The sequence below is a fragment of the Pseudomonas sp. genome (genome assembly GCF_049645325.1).
GTDB lineage: Bacteria > Pseudomonadota > Gammaproteobacteria > Pseudomonadales > Pseudomonadaceae > Aquipseudomonas.
The window spans coordinates 1-20,815 of sequence record NZ_JBARTQ010000255.1 but is presented as its reverse complement, the minus strand read 5'-3'; the positions used below and the strand labels follow the sequence as shown (position 1 = coordinate 20,815).

The window sequence follows — 20,815 nt, the reverse complement described above, 5'->3', positions numbered from 1 at the left end:
CGGGCTGTGGCGTTCAGCGATGCAGGACGTACTGGCCGGTAAAGGCCACAGCGCGCTCCTCACTGCCCTCATTCACGATCCACGTCTGCAACGCCAACCGCGCGCGGCCATAACGCTTATAGGTCGCTACAAACCGCTTCCACACCTTCTCATCCGGCGCCGGGCAAACCGCCGTTGCGTCCCGCGTCACCGGCAGCGGGTAGCTGATCTGCCCTTCCTGAATCACGATATGCCCGTCTTCAATGCCTTCCTCGCGCAGCTGCAAATGCAACCAGCCCCAGCCGGCCAGCACCGCGCCGCAGTAGAGGCTGCCGCCGAACATGGTGCTCTTGTGGTTGATGTTGGCCTGCAAGGGCAGGTGCAGCTGCAGTTGCCCGTGTTGCCAGTCGAGCACCTTCAGGCCCATTTCCCGAGTGAGGGGAATGTCGTGGTGAAGGATGGATTCCAGGTAACGGCTGTCGCGGCTCATGGAGGCCTCTTGGCAGGTGGTCGGGGTCATTCGTCGTCAGTGCTGTGGTTGCCGCTGTCGGCGAAGTTCAGGCCGTGCTTGCGCAGCTTATCGTGAAGGGTTTTGCGCGGAATGCCGAGTGCTTCGGCAAGGCTGCGCACGGAGCTGTGGGGGCGGGTCAGTTCAGCCGCAATCAGGCTTTTTTCGAACTGCTCGACCTGTTCGCTCAAGCCGCCCGGGGTGGAGGTCAGCACGCCGGCGGCAGGGTTGTCCGGCGTGTTGTCCAGCGCCAGCTCCAGGCCCAGTGCAAACCGCTCGGCGGCGTTCTGCAATTCGCGCACATTGCCCGGCCAGCTATGGCGCAACAGTAATGCGCGCTGGCCCGGTTGCAACTCGTGCAACGGCAGGCCGTGGCGGCTGCTGGCTTCGTCGGCGAAGTGCTGGAACAGCATCAGCGCATCTTCACCACGCTCGCGCAGCGGCGGAATACGCAGCGGCGCGACGTTGAGGCGGTAATACAAGTCGGCCCGGAAGCGGCCCTGGTCGGCGGACTGGCGCAGGTCTTCCTTGGTGGCCGCGATGATGCGGATGTCCAGCGGGATCAGCTGATTGCCGCCCAGGCGTTCGACCACGCGCTCCTGCAACAGGCGCAGCAGTTTGACCTGCACGTCCAGGCTCATGCTCTCGATTTCATCCAGGAACAGTGTGCCGCCATTGGCGAATTCGAACTTGCCGATGCGGCGTTTCTGCGCGCCGGTAAACGCGCCGGGTTCATGGCCGAACAGTTCGCTTTCCACCACCGATTCAGCCAGCGCGCCGGCGTTGATCGCCACAAACGGCCCACTGCGCCGGCTCGACAGGTCGTGCAGCGCGCGGGCCACCACTTCTTTACCGGCGCCGGTTTCGCCGAGGATCAGCACGTCGGCCTTGGTCGCCGCCAATGCGCCGATTTGCTCGCGCAAGCGCAGCATTTGCGGCGAGTGGCCCACCAGACGTGTGCTCAGTTGCTGGCGGTCGCTGAGCGCCAGGCGCAGGCTGCGGTTGTCCAGCACCAGGCGGCGCAGGGCCAGGGCGCGGCGTACGCTGTCGAGCAGGGCGTCGCTGGCGAAGGGTTTTTCGAGGAAGTCATAGGCCCCGGCGCGCATGGCTTGCACCGCCAGCGGCACGTCGCCGTGGCCGGTGATCAACAGCACCGGCAGCTCCGGGTCCTGGCCATGCAGTTCGGCGAGCAGCTCCAGGCCGTCCATGCCGGGCATGCGGATGTCGCTGACCACCACGCCCGGCCAGTCGCGGGACAGGCGCGCAGTGAGGCCGGTGGCCTCGCCCAGGGGCAGGACTTTCAGCCCGGCCAGGTCCAGGGTCTGGCACAGGGCCTGACGCAAGTGGGGATCGTCGTCGATCAACACCACCTGGATCTGGTTATCGATACTCATACACTGCGGTCCTCGGACGGTTGCAGACTGACGCCCGGCGAGCCGGCACGCAATTTCAAGGTTAACAGCGCGCCGCCTTCCTTGTGGTTGGCGAACAGCAGTTCGCCGCCAAAGGCACGCATCAAGGTGTCACAGATCGCCAGGCCCAACCCCAACCCCTGTGTGCGGGTTTTGGTGGTGTAGAACGGCTCGCTGGCGCGGCCCAGGGCTTCCATGCAAAAGCCCGGGCCGTTGTCGCGAATGTACAGGTTGACGCCCTGTTCGGTGGTTTGGGCACTCAGCCAGAGTTTGCGTGGCGGGCCTTTTTCGGTAAGGGCGTCGAGGGCGTTGGCCAGCAGGTTGCCGAGCACCTGGCGCAGGCGGGTTTCGCCGGCCTGTACCCACAGCGTCGCCTCCGGCAAATCGCGGATCAACTCGACCTCCATCGACCGTCGCCGCTTGGCCAGCAACGCCAGGGCATCGTCCAGCGCCGGTTGCAAGGCCACGCTTTCCGGAGCATGGCGGTCGCGGCGGGCGAACGCGCGCAGGTGGGCGATGATCGAGGCCATGCGCCCGGTCAGCTCGCTGATCAGCTTGAGGTTGCCGCGGGCGTCGTTGGTGCGTTCATGGTCGAGCAGAATTTCGGCGTTTTCCGCGTAGCTGCGAATCGCCGCCAAAGGCTGATTGAGCTCGTGGCTGATGCTCGCTGACATGGTCCCCAGCGCCGACAATTTGCCCGCCTGCACCAGGTCGTCCTGGGCGCGTACCAATTCCTGCTGGGCGTGTTCGCGCTCCAGCACTTCCTGTTTCAGCCGACGGTTGAGGCCTTCCAGGTCACTGGTCCGCTCGACCACGCGGGCTTCCAGCTCGCGGCGTGCCTTGGCTTCGAAGGCGATGCGTTCCAGGTAGTGTCGACGGCGCTGCATCATCAAGCCGAGCAACAGCATCACCACCAGCAGCGTGGCGCCGCCGATGGCCACCACGGTGCGCACGGGGCGGTTGATCAGTGAGCGCGGCGCAAGGATTTCCACGGTCCAGCCGGTTTCGGCGATGGCGGTGGACTGGCGCAACCATGCCGTGGAACTCAGCGCCAACGGCTGTGGATCGCGGGTCGGGTAGGGCTGGATCGCAATGATCGCCTGGCGCTCTTCGGCGGTCAGCGGACGGGTGGCGCGGAATCGCCATTGCGGGCGCGAAGTCAGGATCACCACGCCATTGTGGTCGGTCACCAGCAGTTGTTCCGGGGTGTTGCCCCACAGGCTTTCGGTGTGGTCCAGGTCGACCTTGACCACCAGCACGCCGATGACGTTGTCGCCATCGCGCACGGCGGCGGCGAAGAAGTAACCGCGCTTGGCCGAAGTGGTGCCCAGGCCGAAAAAGCGCCCCAGGCGCCCGGCCATGGCTTCACTGAAATACGGACGGAACGAGAAATTGCGGCCGACAAAGCTGTCTTGTTTGTCCCAATTGGAGGCCGCGAGGGTCTTGCCGGTGGTGTCCATCAGGTACATCACTTCCACGCCGGCCTGGGCGGCGACATCTTTGAGCAGCAGGTTGGCATTGGTCAGGTTGGTGCTGATGTGCGGCGCGTCCAGCGCGATGCGCAGGGCGGGCAGGTCGCCGAGGATCTGCGGCAGCACTTCATAGCGGTGCAAGGTGCCCAACAGGTTGGCGACGTACAGGTCGAGGGTCTGGCGGTTTTGCCCGGCCAGTTCACTGCGGTAGTAGCGCTCGGCCAAATGCTCCAGCGGCCACAGCAGCGGCGCCAGGCACAACGCCAGGAGGGCGAGGCTGCGCCAGCGGGGTCTTCGCGGGAGGGGTGGAGTCATGGGAGTCATGCGCCTGTGGGTACAGGCGCATTATGCCTAGCTGTGGTGCCTGATGCCTTGGTTATGCGATCAGGTCTTTAGGCTCGCTGTTGCCGAGACGCTCGCCTTGATAGCTGCCGTCCTGCACGCGGCCGCACCATTCGAGGTTATCGAGGTACCACTGCACGGTTTTGCGCAGGCCGGTTTCAAAGGTTTCTTCCGGAACCCAGCCCAGCTCGCGCTCGATCTTGCTGGCATCGATTGCGTAGCGCTGGTCGTGGCCCGGGCGGTCTTTGACGAAGGTGATCAGGTCGGTGAATTTTTCCACGCCGGCCGGGCGTTGCGGTGCCAGCTCTTCGAGCAGGCCGCAAATGCCGCGCACCACGTCGATGTTCTTCTGTTCGTTGTGGCCGCCGATGTTGTAGGTCTCGCCGACTACACCCTCGGTCACGACTTTGAGCAGTGCGCGGGCGTGATCTTCGACGAACAGCCAGTCGCGCACCTGCAAACCATCACCGTAGACCGGCAGCGGTTTGCCCGCGAGGGCGTTGAGGATGACCAGCGGGATCAACTTCTCGGGGAAGTGGAACGGCCCGTAGTTGTTCGAGCAGTTGGTCAACAGCACCGGCAGGCCGTAGGTGCGCTGCCAGGCGCGGACCAAGTGATCGGAGGCCGCTTTGCTGGCCGAATACGGCGAGCTTGGGGCGTAGGAGGTGGTTTCGGTGAACAGGTCGTCCACGCCGTGCAGGTCGCCGTACACCTCATCCGTGGAGATGTGGTGGAAACGGAAGGCGCTTTTGGCCGGTTCGGCCAGCGTCTGCCAGTAGGCGCGGGTGGCTTCCAGCAGGCTGTACGTGCCGACGATGTTGGTCTGGATAAAATCCGACGGGCCATCAATGGAGCGGTCGACGTGCGACTCGGCCGCCAGGTGCATGATCGCCTGGGGCTCGAAACGCGTGAGCACGGCGCTGACGGCGGCCTGGTCGATGATGTCGGCCTGGACGAACTCATAGCGGCTGTTGGAGGCGATGCTGGTCAGCGACTCCAGGTTGCCGGCATAGGTCAGTTTGTCGAGGTTGAGCACTTCGTGCTCGGTGTTTTGGATCAGGTGGCGGATCAGGGCGGAGCCGATGAATCCGGCACCGCCGGTTATAAGAATGCGCATGTCGAGGGCCTTTTCCTTAGACGGGACACTGGGCGAAAGGCGCATAGCTTGAGTCGTGAACCGGACGGGCGCAAGCGCGGCAAGCGTGAGGGGTTGATTAAAGCCCCTGAACAGTGGCGATATAGACGCCTGAAAAAGCTGAGGTCGCCACAATGTTGCTCGCCACGTTGATCCATCGTGCCAGTCTGCCTTGCCCGCAAGTGGGCCCTGATCAGGCCGCCCAACTGCTGGCGCAGCATTACGGCCTGACGGGCACATTGCAGTCGCTGGGCAGCCAGCAAGACCTCAACTACAGCGTCGACAGCGATCGTGGCCGCTTTGTGCTGAAAATCTGCCGGGGCGACTACGCCGCCGTTGAGTTGCAGGCCCAGCACGCGGCCCTGCATCACCTGCGCGCTCATGTGCGCGTGCCAAACGTTATCCGCGCCCGCACCGGGGAAGAGCTGCTGACCGTGGTGGTCGACGGGCAAACCCTGCACCTGCGGCTGCTGGACTATATCGAAGGCCAACCCCTGACCCACCTGCCGCACCTTGGCCGCGATGTGATCGCAGGCTTTGGCGATTTGTGCGGGCGGATGAGCCTCGCGCTCGCGCCTTTTCAGCACGCAGGGCTGGAGCGCACCCTGCAATGGGACCCGCGTCATGCGCAGGCGTTGATCACCCACTTGCTGGCAACCCTGGAAAACCTGCCCCATCGCGCGGCGCTGGAACAGCTGGCCGAGCAGCTAGAGGCGCGCATCCAGCCCTTGGCGCCGCACTTGCCGTGGCAGGCGGTGCACATGGACATCACCGATGACAATGTGATGTGGCAGCGCGACGCCGAGCGGCACTGGCAACTCCAGGGCGTGATTGATTTCGGCGACCTGGTGCACACCTGGCGTATTGCCGACCTGTCGGTGACCTGCGCGGCCTTGTTGCACCATGCCGACGGCGACCCGTTTGCCATCTTGCCGGCGATCCAGGCCTGTCATGCGGTTACCCCGTTGCAGCGCGAAGAGTTGCAGGCGCTGTGGCCGCTGATCGTCGCCCGTGCGGCGGTGCTGGTGCTGAGCAGTGAACAGCAGCAACGCCTGGACCCGGATAACACTTACCTGTTGAAAAACGCCGAGCACGAGTGGGAAATCTTCCATGTGGCGACGTCGGTGCCGTTTGAATTGATGGAGGCGGCGATTCTGCGTTGTGTCGGTGAGGCATTGCCGCCAATGCCCAGCCAGGACTTCGCACCCTTGTTGCCCGGCCTGGTGGGGCGTGAGTTTGCGTTGATCGATTTGGGCGTTCTCAGCCCGCACTTCGACGCTGGCAATTGGGAGCAGCCCGGCATCGACCGGCGATTGCTGGATGAAGCGGCGGCGGTGCATGGGCTGGCCGCCAGCCGGTATGGGCAATATCGGTTGTCGCGCACTCAACCCGACAGTGCCGTCGAGCCGCAGACATTCCCACTGCATGTGGAATTGCACCTGCCCCATGGCAGCGTGCTGGAAGCCCCGTTTGCCGCGACGTTGCACCATGGCGCCGATGGCCTGCTGTGCTTGCAGGACGGCCCGTTGAGCGTGCGGTTGTGGGGGGTGAAAACCGCGTTGAAGCCGGGCGCGCAGTTGGTGAAAGGGCAAATCATCGGCGACGTCCATGCGCCGCTGACCGTGCAATTATGCCGCGCCGACCTTGAGCCGCCGCTGTTCTGCACGCCGTCCCGAGCGCCCGCCTGGCAGGCGCTGTGCCCGTCGCCCGCCGTGCTGCTGGGCCTTGCCTGCGATGCCGAGCCCGAGTTGGACCCCGAGGCCTTGCTGGCGCGGCGTGACGCCAGTTTCGCCCGTTCACAGAAGCACTATTACGTCGACCCGCCGCGCATCGAGCGCGGCTGGCGCAACCACCTGATCGACATGCAGGGCCGTTCCTACCTCGACATGCTTAATAACGTAGCCGTGCTGGGCCACGGCCACCCGCGCATGGCAGCGGTGGCGGCGCGGCAATGGTCGTTGCTCAACACCAATTCGCGCTTCCACTACGCGGCGATCGCCGAGTTTTCCGAGCGTCTGCTGGCGCTGGCGCCAGAGGGCATGGACCGGGTGTTTCTGGTCAACAGTGGCACCGAAGCCAATGACCTCGCGATCCGCCTGGCGTGGGCCTACAGCGGCGGGCGCGACATGCTCAGCGTGCTGGAGGCCTACCACGGCTGGTCGGTGGCGGCGGATGCGGTGTCCACCTCGATTGCCGACAACCCCCAGGCCCTGAGCAGCCGCCCGGAGTGGGTGCACCCGGTAACGGCGCCGAATACTTACCGCGGCGAGTTTCGCGGGCAGGACAGCGCGCCGGACTATGTGCGAAGCGTGGAACACAACCTGGCGAAAATCGCCGCGAATGAACGCCAGTTGGCTGGTTTCATCTGCGAGCCGGTGTATGGCAATGCCGGGGGTATTTCGCTGCCGCCGGGGTATTTGCAAAGCGTATACGGGTTGGTGCGCGCCCAAGGCGGGGTGTGCATTGCCGATGAAGTGCAGGTGGGTTATGGCCGCATGGGGCATTTTTTCTGGGGCTTTGAGGAGCAGGGCGTGGTGCCGGACATCATCACCATGGCCAAGGGCATGGGTAACGGCCAGCCGCTGGGTGCTGTGATCACTCGGCGCGACATCGCCGAGGCGCTGGAGGCCGAAGGGTATTTCTTCTCGTCATCGGGCGGCAGCCCGGTCAGTTGTCGGATCGGCCTGGCGGTGCTGGATGTGATGGCGGAAGAAAATCTGTGGGAAAACGCCCAGGTCGTGGGCGGCCATTTCAAGGCGCGGCTGGAAGCGCTGCTCGACCGCCACCCGCTGGTGGGCGCAGTTCATGGCTCCGGCTTCTATCTGGGCCTGGAGTTGGTGCGTGATCGGCACACCCTGGAGCCCGCCACCGCAGAAACCGCCGTGTTGTGTGACCGCCTGCGGGAGCTGGGGATTTTTATGCAGCCGACCGGCGATTATCTCAACATCCTGAAGATCAAACCGCCGATGGTGACGTCCCGGCACAGTGTGGACTTCTTCGTCGACATGCTGTCGAAGGTGCTGAATGAGCAACTGTAGTTAGTCGATTGTTATCGATTATTAGCTGTAATATTTATCGACTATGCTTTTTTATCGCTTTTAAAGCCGATTTTTATCCGTTATAAAGTCGGCCTTCACCCCATTCGGAGTCTTGATCGCCATGACCACCCTGCACAGCACACCTCGCGCCGATGGCTTCCACATGCCCGCCGAATGGGCGCCACAGACCCAAACCTGGATGGTCTGGCCCGAGCGCCCGGACAACTGGCGCCTGGGCGGCAAGCCGGCGCAGGCGGCGCATGTGGCCGTGGCCAAGGCCATCGCCCGCTTTGAACCGGTGACCGTGGCGGTGTCCGCCGGCCAGTACGAAAACGCCCGCGCGCGTTTGGACGTGCCCAATATCCGCGTGGTGGAAATGTCCAGCGACGACGCCTGGGTTCGGGACACCGGCCCGACCTTCGTGATCAACAACTCCGGCGAAGTGCGCGGCGTGAACTGGGACTTCAACGCCTGGGGCGGTTTTGACGGCGGCCTGTATGCGCCGTGGAACCGCGACGCCCAGGTGGGCGGCAAGATCTTGGAGATCGAACGCGCGTCGCGATACCGCACCGAAGGTTTTGTGCTTGAAGGCGGTTCGATCCATGTCGACGGTGAAGGCACGGTGATCACCACCGAAGAATGCCTGCTGAACCGCAATCGCAACCCGCACCTTGATCGCGCTGCAATTGAAACCGTGCTCAGCGACAACCTGGCAGTGGACAAGGTTATCTGGCTGCCGGACGGCCTGTTCAACGACGAAACCGATGGCCATGTGGATAACTTCTGCTGCTACGTGCGCCCGGGTGAAGTGTTGCTGGCCTGGACCGATGACCCGCAAGACCCGAACCATGCGCGCTGCCATGCCGCCATGGACGTGCTGCAAAGCAGCACTGACGCCAAGGGCCGCTCGTTCACAGTGCACAAGATGCCGATTCCGGGCCCGCTGTATGCGACGGAAGAAGAATGCGCCGGTGTCGACCCGGTGGATGGCAGCCAGGAGCGCAACCCGACCGTGCGGTTGGCCGGTTCCTACGTCAACTTCCTGATCGTCAACGGCGGCATCATTGCGCCAAGCTTTGATGACCCTCTGGACAACCAGGCCAAGGAGATCCTGCAGAGCCTGTTTCCACAGCACGAGGTGGTCATGGTGCCGGGCCGCGAACTGTTACTGGGCGGCGGCAATATCCATTGCCTGACCCAACAGCAGCCAGCGCCGCACAAAAACTGAGTGCAGTTGTAACAGCGGCTTGGATAGTGGCTTAAAGCCACCCGCTTGTGACACTGACAGCAAGCCCGCGACCCAGCACGGTCGCGGGCTTTTTTGTGTCCGAATGCCCATAAACACGGGACATTGGCATAGCTCTTGTATCGGTGTTGCCACAGTGACCCAAGGTGATGACTGCACAGTTCTGTCACAAACCTTGAGTAAGTTAGCCGCTCACGCAGCAGGAGAGAGCGCTGAAATGAATGCCGATATCAACCTGATCTACACGCGCCCGTTCCACCCGATGCGGGTCAACGGTGACGCGATCCAGGCGCTGGCGCTCTGGTTGAAGGCAAACGGCTCACGGCAGGCCAGGCACGCTGACCTGCGCAGCGTGATGAGTGAACGTTACCCGGTCGGGTTGTTCAGTGAGGATGAAATGCAGGCGCTGTGTGAGTTGATGCACAACTGAAGCACACCAGGGACAACATGTAGGAGCAGGCAAGCCAGCTCCCACACGGACGGGCGCAAGACTCAGAAGCTGTAGGTGCCGGTCACGACCAAACTGCGCGGCTCGCCCGGCTGAATTTGCGCCGCACTCGTCGCCGAGGCGTAGTAGTTTTTGTCGGCGATGTTGTTCAGCGCCGCACGCACATCCCAGTCCTGCTGACGGAACCCGGCCAGCGCATCCCAGCGGCCATAACCCGGCAGCATCACCGTGTTGAGGTTGTCGGCATAGCGATCGCCCACCAGGGTCAGGCCGGTTTCCGCGTACCAGCCCATTTCCGGTTTCCAGGTAATGAACAGGCTGCCATTGCGCTTGGCCACGTCGCTGACGCGCTTGCCTTCAAAGCCGTTGTTGTCTTTCTCGACCTTGGCATCCTGCAGGCCGATGCCGCCGCGTACGTACCAATTGCCAACGATCTTGCCGGTGGCTGTCAGCTCCACGCCGCGTGAGCGTTGCATGCCGGTGAGCAGCGTGATGGTGCGGTCCAGTGGGTCGCTGGTGCGGCGGTTGTAGAGTTCCAGCTCGTACACGGCCAGGGTGGTGCTGAGACGGTCGTCGAGCCAGTCGCTCTTCACGCCGATCTCCTTTTGCTTGGTCAGCTCGGGGCTCAGGTCGTTGACGCTGCCTGCGGCATTCGGGGTGATGCCGATCAAGCCGCCGCCTGCCGGGGAGAAGGTTTTGCTCCAGGACGCATAAAACGAGTGATGCTCCAGCGGCGTCCACACCAGGCCCACGCGCGGGCTGGTGCTGTGGCTATTCACGTCCTGCCGGGTGTTGAGCAGTTTATTGGTGGTGTCCACTTCGAAGTGGTCGTAACGCAGGCCGGCCAGCAGTTGCCACTGATCGTTGAGGCGCAGTTGGTCCTGCACATACAGGGCGCGGCTTTCGACTTCGGTGTGGTTGTCACTCGACGTACTCATCCGCCCGGTGTGACTCAGGTGGCGATTGGGCTGGTTGAGGTCCAGGCTCGGCACGGCCTGGCCGCCGCGGTTGACGGCGGTGGCGGTGTACAGCGTGGGGTCGCGGCGCTGGCTGCCCAACTCAACGCCGGTGAGCAGGCGATGTTCAAAGCCGAAGGTGTCGACGCCGCCTTCCAGCTCAAGGTTGTTGAACACGTTGCGGGTGGTCAGGTCCTGTTGCCAGCGCTGGCGCGTGACCTTGTTGGTTTTCGGGTCGTAGCCGGTCTGGTAGGTGTTGTCGAAATCGCTGTCGAGCTTGAACACGCCGAGGGTGTGGCGCAGTTGCCAGTTGTCGTTGAGCTCATAGGCCAGCTTGGAGCGCAGGGACTGGGATTTGTCGTCGATGTAGTCGCGGCTGTCGAAATAGGTGGTGCTGCGGCTCACGTCCGCCGGGCGCCCGTTGACGCCGGGAATGCCGCGATCCGGCGTGCGGTTGTAGCGGCTGTATTCGTATTGCACCAGCCAGTTCAAATCGGGCGTGAGTTGCCAGCTCATCGATGGCGCAAACAACTGGCGGTTGCCACTCACACCGTCGCGGAAGCTGTTGTTGTCCTGATTGCCCATGTTCAGGCGCAGGCTGAGGGTGTCGGTCGGGTCGGTGCTGAGGTCGGCGTACAGGCTGCGCAAATCCTGGCTGCCGCCTTGGGCCTCGATGCTGGACTTATGGCCCGCCGTGGGCAGTTTGCTGACGCGGTTAACGATGCCGCCTTGGCCGCCTCGCCCGTACAGCACGGCGGCCGGGCCTTTTAGCACTTCGATGCGTTCGATGTTGTGCAGGTCGCGCACGTATTGGCTGTCGTCGCGAATGCCGTCCAGGTAGAAGTCGTTGCTGGCGTCGAAACCGCGGATGCGCAGGCTGTCGAAGCGCGTGTCGGCGCCGCTGCTGACGTTGGGAATGCCACTCAATGCCTGGCCCAAGTCATTGGTCCCGTAAGCGCGCAGGCTTTCGGTTTTGACCGAATCGATGGCCTGGGGCACATAACGCACCGGTGTCGCGGTGCGCGTGGCAGTGCTGGTTGCCCTGACGCGTGGGTCGTCTTCGTCAGCGTCGGCGCTGACCGAGGTTTCGGGCAAGACCGTGGCGGCAGATGCAAAACCAGCAGACAGCAGAACGGAAAGCCCAAGGGTAATAGGCGTCAGGCGAGAGGCAGGCATGGTGAAAGGTGTCCAAAAAGTTTGGGAAAGAAAATGCGCGCGAATGGTAATGCTTTGCATTTACGCGCGTTATCTATTCCCAAACATGCCGAGCCTTAAAAATGTTACATCATGTGTTTTCTTGACGAATCGGATGGTTTTAAAGGCTCACGCGAAGGCCCTGGTACGCACCGCTTAGACTTTTTTCGCCTAAATACAGACGATTCACGAAATTGACACATAGTTCAACGCGCGCATAGGATTGCGCCCAACGCCTGTGGCTAACCGCCATGACTCATCCAATAAAAAAAGGCCCGCGGCAGTTCAGTCGTCCGCGGGCCTTCTTTTTTCCGGAAAAAGTCGACACCAGAAAAGCGACACGGAGCCTGGTGTCACAGCGCGTACTCAACCAGTAATAAGGAATATAAGAAATGTTGAAGCAACGGATGGGTCTGATCGCTCTGGGGATTTTGAGCGCCACTCAGGCAATGGCTAACGACCAGGAGCAATCCAAGGGTTTTGTTGAAGACAGCCACCTGAACATCGCTGCACGTAACGCTTACATCAGCCGCGATTACAAAAACGGCAAGCAAGACAAAGCTGAATGGGGTCAAGGCTTCATCGGCAAGTTCGAGTCCGGCTTCACCCAAGGCACCGTCGGTGTGGGTGTGGACGTGATCGGCCAATACGCTATTCGTCTGGACGGTGGCAAAGGCCGCAGCGGCGCTGGCGGTATCGACTTTTTCAAGCAAGGTGACAGCGGCGCAGCCGCGGATGACCTGGCCAAGGGCGGCGCAGCCGTCAAGGCACGCATCTCCAACACCGTGATCAAGTACGGTCAGCAAATGCCCGCCGTGCCGGTTCTGGAGTACGACAACTCCCGCCTGTTGTCGGAAACCTTCGAGGGCACCTCGATCGTGTCCAAGGAAATCGCCGGTCTGCAACTGGACGCTGGCCACTTCACCAAGGAAGCTCGCAAGAGCGCCGAAGGCAGCGACAGCGGCCGCCTGAAAAGCATCGACTACATTGGCGGTAGCTACAAATTCACCGAAAGCCTGTCGGCCGCGCTGTACGCCTCCAACATGCAGGACGTGCTGAAGAAGCAATACGTCAACGTCAACTACGTGCTGGCCCTGCCAGAAAAGCAGTCGCTGACGTTTGACTTCAACGGCTACAAGACCAAGCTGGACAAGAGCTTCGCCCTGGAAAACCAAGGTGATGCAGACGCCCGCGACAACAAAATCTGGAGCCTGGGCGCTACCTGGGCTGTCGGCCCGCACAGCTTCACCATTGCTCACCAGCGCAGCACCGGTGACACTGGCTACCTGTACGGCGGCTACCGCAACGCTGGCGGCATCGGCGACGGCGGCAATACCATCTTGCTGGCCAACTCCTACTGGTCCGACTTCAACGGCAAGGACGAGCGTTCGTGGCAAGCCGGTTATGGCATCGACTTCGCCACCTTCGGCGTACCGGGCCTGACCTACAACGTTGCCTACGTGCGCGGTACCAACATCGACGACGGCACTGGCCGTGGCGATGGTACCGAGCGTGAAATCTGGAACCAGTTCAAGTACGTGGTACAGAGCGGCCCAGCCAAAGACCTGAGCCTGCGTGCGCGTGCGTCCTGGTTGCGCGTCTCCAACAACGCCAGCAACTACAACGTAGGCGGTAACGAAATCCGTCTGTTCGCCGACTACCCGATCAACGTTTTCTAATTGATCGCTGTCGCGCCTGATGCCAGGCGATAAAAAGCCCCGACTGGTTCGGGGTTTTTTTATGCCTGCGCGCTGGCCGTATATTAGTTACATCGCATCACTAATGAAGTGCTCCAGCCCACCTTTATCCCCTCAAGGCACACGCCTAAATTGGCCCCACTGCCGGCCCATCACTCCGATGGCCGGTCACTGGAGCCACTGTCATGCCCTTTGTCAGCCTGCGCATCACCCGAGACGGTGTGACCCCGGAGGAAAAAGCCCAGGTCATTGCCGAGTTCACCGAAACCCTCGAACGCGTGCTAACAAACGCCCGGACCTGACCCCTATCGTCATCGAAGAAATCGACACCGATAACTGGGGCTACGCCGGCATCACCACCACCGAATACCGCAAATCCCAAGCCCTTCCCGGAGAAGCATCATGAGCACAGTCGTCATCGTCACCGGCGCGTCCCAAGGCATCGGCGCCGCGGTGGTCCAGGCCTACCGCGCGCTGGATTACCGCGTCGTCGCGACGTCGCGCTCGATCCAGCCCTCGACTGACCCGAACATTCACACCGTGGCCGGCATCTTCATTGCCAAACCCTTCACCGCCTACACCCCGGACGACTACGCCAACGTGCTGGCAGTGAACCTCAACGGCTTCTTCTATATCACCCAACTCGCCATCGCCGAGATGGAAAAACACGGCGCCGGCCACATCGTCAACGTCACCACCAGCCTGGCCGATCACGCCATTGACGGCGTGCCTTCGGTGCTCGCCAACCTGACCAAGGGCGGGCTGAATTCGGCGACCAAATCCTTGGCGATCGAGTACGCCAAACGCGGGATTCGGGTAAGCGCGGTGAGCCCGGGGATTATCAAGACGCCGATGCATGGTGAAGAAACCCACGCGGCGCTGGGGCAGTTGCACCCGGTCGGGCACATGGGGAGGTGAGTGATATCGCCCAGGCGATCATCTACCTGGAGAACGCCGGGTTTGTAACCGGCGAGATTCTCCACGTGGACGGCGGGCAAAGCGCCGGGCACCAAGCGTCAGGCTTTGACCGGCGCGAGCTTCTTGCAGTTTTCCTTGCGCGTCGGGTATTGCTCGCACTTGCGCAGCACGGTTTGCACCTGCTGTGCGTTCTGCAGTTGCTGGTTAGCCAGCAATTTTTCGGTGATGAACAGCTCTTCAGACCCCAGGTTGCGTTCGGCCTTGTCGATCATCGCCAGCGCCGATTGCCCGTCGCCGCGCTTGAGGTGGTAGCTGATCATCAGGTCATAGGTCGAAGGGCCGGCGAGGCTCCAGTCCTTGATCGCTTGCAACTCGTTCAAGGCCGCGCTGCTATTGCCCTGGGCCAGGCGCACGGTGTACGCGGTGCGACGAATGCCGGGCTGATCCTTGACCGGGGACGCCAAGGCTTTGCGGATAAAACCATCCGCTTCGGGCACTTTGTTTTTTTCCAGGGCGTCGATGGCGAAGTAAGCGTCTTTGTAACCCTGCATGGCCTTGGCCACCTGCGGCGTATTCTTCATGCTCGCCCAGCCCGCGGTGTTGATGCGGGCGCGGCGCTCCTGGCGATATTCGCGCTGCAGGTACTGGCGCAGCTCGGTGTCGCGGTCCGTGGCAGACATGTGCGAGCGGTTGAAGTACTGAGTGGTCGCGGTAATGCCCGTGGTCAGGCCGTCCTTGACCAGCACGTCGAGCTCTTTGGTGAATTGGTTGAGGTTGAACTGTTGCAGCGAGTCCTGCATGGCCGTTTTGCGAGCAGCCAGGAAGCCGGTGAGCAACGGTTTTTGCTTGCCCTGGAAGTCATTCAGGCGCTCCAGGCTATGGCTGGCGGCGCGAGGCGCGTACCCCGCGCGGATCATCAAATCCGTGCCGAGCAGGTCGGCCTGGTCTTCCTGGGTGCGGCCCCAGGCGGTGCTCCATACATGGTCGGAAAAGGTATTGGCCAGCGCGGTATACAGCACGGTATTGCCGATGGTTTTCTGGGTGCCGGCCGGGTCTTTGCTGAACAGCTTCATGGTGCCGGAACTGCGGTCCACGCCGGTGTCGGCGGCCATGGTGGCCAGGGCAACCGTGGAGGCGACCGTGGTGAACATCTCTTTTTGCTGCTGGAAAGCAGCCCTGCGGTCGTGGTGATGCAGCAACACGTGGCTCATTTCATGGCCGAGCATCGCGGCGATTTCGTCTTCGCTGCCCACGTTGTCGAGCATGCCCAGTGGCACGAACAGGTTGCCGTAAGGGTCCGCCGAGGGGCCGAAGCTGTAGCTGTCGGTGATCTTCACCTGCAACGTCGGCAACTCACCCGGCCAGCCCTTGGACAGGCGCACGACAATGCTCTGCAGGTACACCTGCAACATCGGGATATCCACCAGGTTCTGCTGGCGCGCTTCGGCCGCCGGCACCGCGTGCCCGTCGTAGCTCAGGCGTTGCTGGCTTTGGCGCTGCGGGTCGAGTTTGTAGTACTGGCGCACGTCGGTGTTATCCACGTAGTGGCCTTGTACCCGCGACTGGGTCGAGGGCCCCACCAGATTCAGGAACGCCTGGTCGGCGCCCTTCAACGTCGCGCACCCACTGAGTAGCGTGCTGGCCAGCAGGCTGGCCGCCAATAGAGATCCCTTCACCGCAACGCTCCTTTTATTGATTGCAGCCCGCACCAAAACCGATGGTGGAGTTATTGCGGCTGTCTTTGGTCTGGCTCTTGGTCAGGCCCTGGCAGGGCAGGTCCACCACGTTCAATGGCGGCTCGATGCGCAGGTCCATGGTGTCCAGCCAGACCTTCTGGCCAGCCAGCTCCACCTGCACCAGATCCAGCGCCTTGTTGTACTGCAGCACGGGCAGCGGTTGGGTGGGCGCATCTTTTTTCAGCAGTTCGCGCTGTTGTTTGCCTTGCTCATCCAGCACGGCCACGGGGTCGGCCAAAAATGCCTTGATACTGTGGGTTTCTGCCCAGGCGCCCTGAGTGAAAAGGGCGGCGAGCAACACGATCAGACTTCTGTTCATCCTTGGTTTCCTTGAATTAAACGACTAAGCGGCGCACTCAGCGACCCCGGGCGAAGAAGGCTTCGACCCGTTCGCTGAACAGCACCAACGACAGTAAAACGATCCCCAGCACGTTGACCGGGGTGATGTGGTTGAGGCCCAGCAGCAGGCTCAGCAACCCGAGTGCCGACATAACCAACAGCCACGACCTGTACGGCGACGTAAAAAAACGCTTCTCCAATTGTTGCCAGCGGCTCCAGGCGCGATGGCCCGCCACTTGGCGCGCATGCAGCGCCTTGCACACAGCGATCAACGCCAGCAGGCCGAGCTGCAACAGGTCGAGCCAATTGAAGGGCAGGTGGGGAAAGTCGGCAGGTTCATGGTCGTAGTCCATGCCTGAATTGATCAGGTTGTCCAAGGCCATCGCGTGCAGGTAAACGCCGGGCAACTGACCATGCACCGGTGATTCCACCAGGTCACCGGTGGACGTGATATTCGCCCCGACCAGCACCAGACGGTCACGTAGCAACTCGGCGAGCAGTGCCTGATCTTGCGGGTCGCTGACCTCCAGGTCACTGGCCGCTATCGTCAGCGTATAAGGGCAGCGCGCCATGGCTGAGTCGTCGAGTTTCCAGAACACCGCCTGGAAAAACTGTGCCACCGCGGCCACGACAAAATGCCGCGGCGGTGCGCAATGGCGCACATCGGCAATCCGCGCCTGCTCTGGCGCCAGGTTCAGGCCCCATTGCACGGCGATCGGTTGTTGCGCAGCCGCAGCCTGGGCTGCCACTGGCGGCGACGTGCATGGTTGCGTCGTGCAGAACTGGCGATACAGCGCCATGGCGGGGGTTTCCATCAGCCCGATCGGCGTTTGCACCGCCAGTGGGTACTTGTCGTCCACACCCTCCCACGCCACCAGGCCAGGGCGGCTGACCTCGGCAAACGGTGCCAGCGTATTGGCCTGGCCGGCGTCACCCCGCGCCACGCCCATATTCGCCAGCCACAGCGGAATGCCTTGGCGCTGATAGCGCTCAAACACATTCGCCAGCAACTGACTGCCGCGCGCCGGGTCGCCGAAAGAGTGGTCGTGGCTGTAGAGCAAATCTACAAACACAGCCTTGGGTTTGAAGGCCAGCAAGCGCTTGAACAGCTTGCTCTGCTCGCCATAAGGCATCGGCCACGAGGTTTCATTGCGCATCAGGTAGGCGTCATCGATCAACACCACGACCACCTGCCGCTGCCCCGCGTTGGAGTAGTGGCCGGCGAACATTCGGTTGAGCCACTGCGCCGACGCCTTATCGCTGGAACTGGCCAGGCCGAAAGGGTCGAGGATCGCCAACAGCACGATAAACGCCGCCAGCCAATAACGGCGACGGTTGAAAAGAGGAAGGTTCGACAACGTCCATGTCTCGACAATAAGCACAAGCGAGGCAGGGTTTTAACGGAGCGGGGAGGGGGTGTCAATCAGAAAAGTGGCTAAGTGCCATGCATGTCGCTTGAGCTAGGCATTATCCTCGCGTGGCGAACGCCCAAAAAAGGCTTTATAGGCACGACTGAACGCGGCTTCGGACTCATAACCAATGGCGAAGCCAATTTCCCCGATGCGGCTGTCGTGTTTCGACAACATGGTTTTCGCCAACCGCAACCGCCATTCATTCTGGTAACGCAGCGGCGAGCGTCCTACCAGCGAGCTGAAACGGTCGCAGAAATTGGACCGCGACATGCCGGCCGTTTCTGCCAGTGCGGCGATGTTCCATTGTCGCCCCGGGGTTTCGTGGATGGCCTTCAGTGCCCGCGCGATACGCGCGTCCGACAACCCGCCCAGCCAACCTGAAGCGGTGCTTTGGTGCACCCAGGTGCGCAGGATGCGAATCACCGTGAGGTCGATCAGCCGCGAGATCATCAACGCCCCACCCGGCTGCGAGTCATTGGCTTCGAGCAACATGAAATGCAGGATGCCTTCGGCCCAATCCGCCGCCTCGGCTTTGCGGATGTGGATAAGCCGAGGCAGGGCAAACAGCATCGCCTGGAAACTGTTCCCGTCGAACCAGAACCTGCAGATCACCACCGTCGCTGGCCCGTCACGGGCGGCGATGGTGATACCCGACGGGTCGTGAGGCAGCAGAATGATGTCACCTTGCGCCAGCGTCACCGCCGGCTGATCAACGCCTTCGAGAAGCAGCTCACCTTGCTGAACCACGCAGATATGCGCGCTCTGCGGGTCGAGCTCCAGGCACTGCGCAGCGTTCAGCGCAGTGGAGTAAACACGGTCGCCCGTGAGGCGGATCTGCGCCAACACCTGAGAGAGCAAATCGCCCTTGGCCAGTCCCTCCAGCTTCATTTCCGGATGAATGATCAAGTTTTCAAGGGGATTCATCATGTCAGGTTACCCACGCCTTCACTAAGCTGAGCCCCAGATCATAACGCGCTCACGCAGCCAGAACGAACCCGCTGGAGCAATCTCCAGCACTGGCCGTTTTTGCACATCATCCAATTACCTGGGAGCACCTCACATGTTCGGCATCTCCGCCCTCGGCTGGATACACACCCTCGGCAGCCTGCCCGCCATCCCCCTGGCGGCCTACATGTTTATCCGCCACGGCCGCATCGTCCCCCGCTCAACCCCCGGCCTGCTCTACCTCGCCTCGATGCTGATCGGCGCACTCACCGTATTCCTGGTCGCCCACCAACCCGTCAGCAAGATCATCGGCTTCATCACCCTTGCACTGCTGCTGGCCGGTTATGGCGTGGGATACGTCACTTGGCTGGGACGCGCCCGCGTGTACCTCGAAACAATTTTCCTGAGCCTGACAGCATTCTTTTTAATGATACCCACCGTCTCCGAAACACTGCGCCGCGTGCCCGACGGCCACCCCTTCGTCACCGACCTGCAATCACCGATATTGCTCGGCGCACAAGGCAGCATCGCGGTGGCGCTCGTCATCGGCGTGGCCGCGCAGATGGTCTATCTGCGCAGGAAGGGCTGGCAATTCGCCTGAAAGCCCCACCATAAAAAACGCCCCGTCCTTTTCAGGTTGGGGCGTTTTTCTGTGGGAGTCGGGTTTGCCCGCGGTAATGTCATGCGGGCCACGCCATGTGTGGTCTATGGCTCAGCGTGACGAATGGGTGGCGCTTTTGGTGGGGGTTCTTAGGCTCGGTCGCGGCATTGGTTGTGACTGCGGGGAGGGTGGCGTGGTGAAGTGGTTTTTATGAGCAGGCAATAATTATTGGCCAGCCATAATTTCGTATAAAGGGAAAGGTGGTGGTGAAAAGGTTTGGCTGAAGTGCCTGAAACCCTTCTATTTCGTGGCATGGCGGACTTTCAAGCCCCAGAAACAACAAAGCCCTCACATTTCTGTGAGGGCTTTGTCTTATATGGTGCGGCACCAGGAGTCAAAAGGAATCTTAAACTAATGAATTCAATCATGTTTTGTTATGCTGATATTTCATACTATCCCTAAAATTATCCTGTGATATTGGTTGGGAGTGCGCCGATAGTCTGTAACGGATTTCGCAAAGGGCTATGGGTGCGTTCAAACCAATGTATAGGTTGCTATTCATACTGTCTACAAACAGAGGGGGTGCTGTTAGATGTGGCAGCTTAAAGGTTTATGTGTAAGTAATGTTTTGGTGCTAAAGCCGCAATGTGTATAAGCTGGCTAAAGCACCATTCATTATTGGCTGGCCAGAATGCGCAGAGACCTTAAGTGTGTTTAATTTCGCTTGGATTGATCCCGTATAGAGCTTCAAATACAGATTTTACTTTATTCTCTATTACGTCTTCGTCTGTTTGCTCCGTTAGCCAAGAGAAGTCGTAGTTAAATTTTCCGTCTTGAATCACCCATTGACTTCCCATAAAACTCATCATGTTCTCACCGTAAAAATCATTAAACGCTTTCTTTATATTTTCTTCTGATTTCCATGGGAAAAGCCTTGGGACAATAGTTTGCTCATCTGCACTGTCTGTGAAGAGGGAGAGGTTACGGAGCCAAACCTTCTCGTACCCACCATCTAGGTGCGAGCCTCCACTTTTCCTAGCCAGATGCTTTCCTGTCCAGCAAAAAAATTCAGGGCACTTGAGCTTATCCAGGTTGAAAGATAAAAAATTGGCAAACAAAATTTTAACTACTGAATTCCCTTCAGAATAGTGGCTGTTCTCATGTCCTTCTAGAAGCTCGCTAATTATTTTTTGTTCGTCCTTCCATTTTTTTACAAGCTGTGGTAAGTCATAAGGGTGCTCGAATCCACAGTGCGCCACTAATAGTTGTGAAACTTCTAGGTATTCTTTTGAGCTGCATTCTTTTATGTGTGACTTCAGATATGGATTTGCTTTGACAGCATTGCATAGGCTCATGAACCGATAACTGCAGTCTAAATGATATATAAAGCTCTCAATATTGGTCACGGGTTTCGGAAAGCCGCTCACGGGGTTTAGG

At 60.9% G+C, this 20,815-nt stretch carries 15 protein-coding genes and 2 pseudogenes; 7 read left to right on the top strand and 10 right to left on the bottom strand.

All coding sequences use genetic code 11. The features are described from left to right. Window positions 1-13: 13 nt before the first annotated feature. The 4 genes from WBB95_RS11105 to rfbB all read right to left on the bottom strand — a co-directional run bounded on the left by WBB95_RS11105 (window position 14) and on the right by rfbB (window position 4,830). Complete coding sequence (locus tag WBB95_RS11105; protein WP_424487634.1) at window positions 14-469, bottom strand: YiiD C-terminal domain-containing protein; 456 nt, start codon at window positions 467-469, stop codon at window positions 14-16. Window positions 470-495: 26 nt separating this feature from the next. Then, a complete protein-coding gene (locus WBB95_RS11100; protein WP_424487633.1) occupies window positions 496-1,881 on the bottom strand; it encodes a sigma-54-dependent transcriptional regulator in 1,386 nt (461 codons plus the stop codon). Beyond that, entirely contained in the window at window positions 1,878-3,686 is a 1,809-nt protein-coding gene (locus WBB95_RS11095; RefSeq protein ID WP_424487632.1) for a sensor histidine kinase, read from the bottom strand. The genes WBB95_RS11100 and WBB95_RS11095 overlap by 4 nt, the downstream gene beginning before the upstream one ends. A 61-nt stretch (window positions 3,687-3,747) precedes the next feature. Next, window positions 3,748-4,830: a dTDP-glucose 4,6-dehydratase gene (gene rfbB / locus WBB95_RS11090; RefSeq protein ID WP_424487631.1), complete on the bottom strand. Its 1,083-nt coding sequence runs from the start codon at window positions 4,828-4,830 to the stop codon at window positions 3,748-3,750. 152 nt (window positions 4,831-4,982) lie between these two features. On the opposite strand from rfbB, the gene WBB95_RS11085 reads away from it, so the two are divergent. The 3 genes from WBB95_RS11085 to WBB95_RS11075 all read left to right on the top strand — a co-directional run bounded on the left by WBB95_RS11085 (window position 4,983) and on the right by WBB95_RS11075 (window position 9,562). Next, window positions 4,983-7,886, top strand: a complete 2,904-nt coding sequence (locus WBB95_RS11085) for an aminotransferase (protein ID WP_424487630.1) — start codon at window positions 4,983-4,985, stop codon at window positions 7,884-7,886. A gap of 121 nt (window positions 7,887-8,007) precedes the next feature. Further along, complete coding sequence (gene aguA / locus WBB95_RS11080) at window positions 8,008-9,114, top strand: agmatine deiminase (RefSeq protein ID WP_424487629.1); 1,107 nt, start codon at window positions 8,008-8,010, stop codon at window positions 9,112-9,114. 235 nt (window positions 9,115-9,349) lie between these two features. Next, complete coding sequence (locus tag WBB95_RS11075; protein ID WP_424487628.1) at window positions 9,350-9,562, top strand: hypothetical protein; 213 nt, start codon at window positions 9,350-9,352, stop codon at window positions 9,560-9,562. A gap of 62 nt (window positions 9,563-9,624) precedes the next feature. Here the strand turns inward: WBB95_RS11075 and WBB95_RS11070 are convergent, their stop codons facing one another. Continuing rightward, the gene (locus WBB95_RS11070; protein WP_424487627.1) at window positions 9,625-11,712 is read right to left on the bottom strand and encodes a TonB-dependent receptor; all 2,088 of its coding nucleotides are present in this window, start codon (window positions 11,710-11,712) and stop codon (window positions 9,625-9,627) included. Between the two features lie 410 nt (window positions 11,713-12,122). Between WBB95_RS11070 and WBB95_RS11065 the strand changes: the two genes are divergently transcribed. From WBB95_RS11065 to WBB95_RS11055, 3 genes and pseudogenes are all read left to right on the top strand, one after another. Further along, complete coding sequence (locus WBB95_RS11065; RefSeq protein WP_424487626.1) at window positions 12,123-13,409, top strand: OprD family porin; 1,287 nt, start codon at window positions 12,123-12,125, stop codon at window positions 13,407-13,409. Window positions 13,410-13,612: 203 nt separating this feature from the next. Continuing rightward, window positions 13,613-13,833: pseudogene (locus WBB95_RS11060) on the top strand (tautomerase family protein). After that, window positions 13,830-14,437 (top strand): annotated as a pseudogene (locus tag WBB95_RS11055) (SDR family NAD(P)-dependent oxidoreductase); the annotation flags it as partial. The pseudogenes WBB95_RS11060 and WBB95_RS11055, both read left to right, overlap by 4 nt. Before the next feature lie 6 nt (window positions 14,438-14,443). On the opposite strand, the gene WBB95_RS11050 reads toward WBB95_RS11055, so the two are convergent. The 4 genes from WBB95_RS11050 to WBB95_RS11035 all read right to left on the bottom strand — a co-directional run bounded on the left by WBB95_RS11050 (window position 14,444) and on the right by WBB95_RS11035 (window position 18,759). Next, a complete protein-coding gene (locus WBB95_RS11050; RefSeq protein WP_424487625.1) occupies window positions 14,444-16,021 on the bottom strand; it encodes a M48 family metallopeptidase in 1,578 nt (525 codons plus the stop codon). Between the two features lie 13 nt (window positions 16,022-16,034). After that, on the bottom strand, window positions 16,035-16,400 hold the full coding sequence (locus WBB95_RS11045) for a hypothetical protein (protein ID WP_424487624.1): 366 nt from the start codon (window positions 16,398-16,400) through the stop codon (window positions 16,035-16,037). 37 nt (window positions 16,401-16,437) lie between these two features. After that, window positions 16,438-17,778: a CHASE2 domain-containing protein gene (locus WBB95_RS11040; RefSeq protein ID WP_424487623.1), complete on the bottom strand. Its 1,341-nt coding sequence runs from the start codon at window positions 17,776-17,778 to the stop codon at window positions 16,438-16,440. Between the two features lie 102 nt (window positions 17,779-17,880). Continuing rightward, window positions 17,881-18,759, bottom strand: coding sequence for an AraC family transcriptional regulator (locus tag WBB95_RS11035; RefSeq protein WP_424487622.1), 879 nt, complete (start codon window positions 18,757-18,759; stop codon window positions 17,881-17,883). A 133-nt stretch (window positions 18,760-18,892) separates the two neighbouring features. Here WBB95_RS11035 and WBB95_RS11030 point away from each other — a divergent pair, with 133 nt between their 5' ends. Further along, window positions 18,893-19,378 carry a hypothetical protein gene (locus WBB95_RS11030; protein WP_424487621.1) on the top strand — a complete coding sequence of 162 codons (486 nt, stop codon included), beginning with the start codon at window positions 18,893-18,895 and terminating at the stop codon, window positions 19,376-19,378. Window positions 19,379-20,082: 704 nt separating this feature from the next. Here the strand turns inward: WBB95_RS11030 and WBB95_RS11025 are convergent. Further along, window positions 20,083-20,815 (bottom strand): hypothetical protein (locus WBB95_RS11025; RefSeq protein ID WP_424487620.1); only part of this gene is annotated, 733 nt, incomplete at its 5' end.

Coding starts and splice junctions, on each gene's coding strand:
- WBB95_RS11085 (WP_424487630.1), top strand. CDS start 4,983: ATGTTGCTCGCCACGTTGATCCATCGTGCCAGTCTGCCTTGCCCGCAA.
- WBB95_RS11075 (WP_424487628.1), top strand. CDS start 9,350: ATGAATGCCGATATCAACCTGATCTACACGCGCCCGTTCCACCCGATG.
- WBB95_RS11045 (WP_424487624.1), bottom strand. CDS start 16,400: ATGAACAGAAGTCTGATCGTGTTGCTCGCCGCCCTTTTCACTCAGGGC.
- WBB95_RS11030 (WP_424487621.1), top strand. CDS start 18,893: ATGTTCGGCATCTCCGCCCTCGGCTGGATACACACCCTCGGCAGCCTG.
- WBB95_RS11100 (WP_424487633.1), bottom strand. CDS start 1,881: ATGAGTATCGATAACCAGATCCAGGTGGTGTTGATCGACGACGATCCC.
- WBB95_RS11070 (WP_424487627.1), bottom strand. CDS start 11,712: ATGCCTGCCTCTCGCCTGACGCCTATTACCCTTGGGCTTTCCGTTCTG.
- WBB95_RS11065 (WP_424487626.1), top strand. CDS start 12,123: ATGTTGAAGCAACGGATGGGTCTGATCGCTCTGGGGATTTTGAGCGCC.
- aguA (WP_424487629.1), top strand. CDS start 8,008: ATGACCACCCTGCACAGCACACCTCGCGCCGATGGCTTCCACATGCCC.
- WBB95_RS11035 (WP_424487622.1), bottom strand. CDS start 18,759: ATGATGAATCCCCTTGAAAACTTGATCATTCATCCGGAAATGAAGCTG.
- WBB95_RS11105 (WP_424487634.1), bottom strand. CDS start 469: ATGAGCCGCGACAGCCGTTACCTGGAATCCATCCTTCACCACGACATT.
- WBB95_RS11095 (WP_424487632.1), bottom strand. CDS start 3,686: ATGACTCCACCCCTCCCGCGAAGACCCCGCTGGCGCAGCCTCGCCCTC.
- rfbB (WP_424487631.1), bottom strand. CDS start 4,830: ATGCGCATTCTTATAACCGGCGGTGCCGGATTCATCGGCTCCGCCCTG.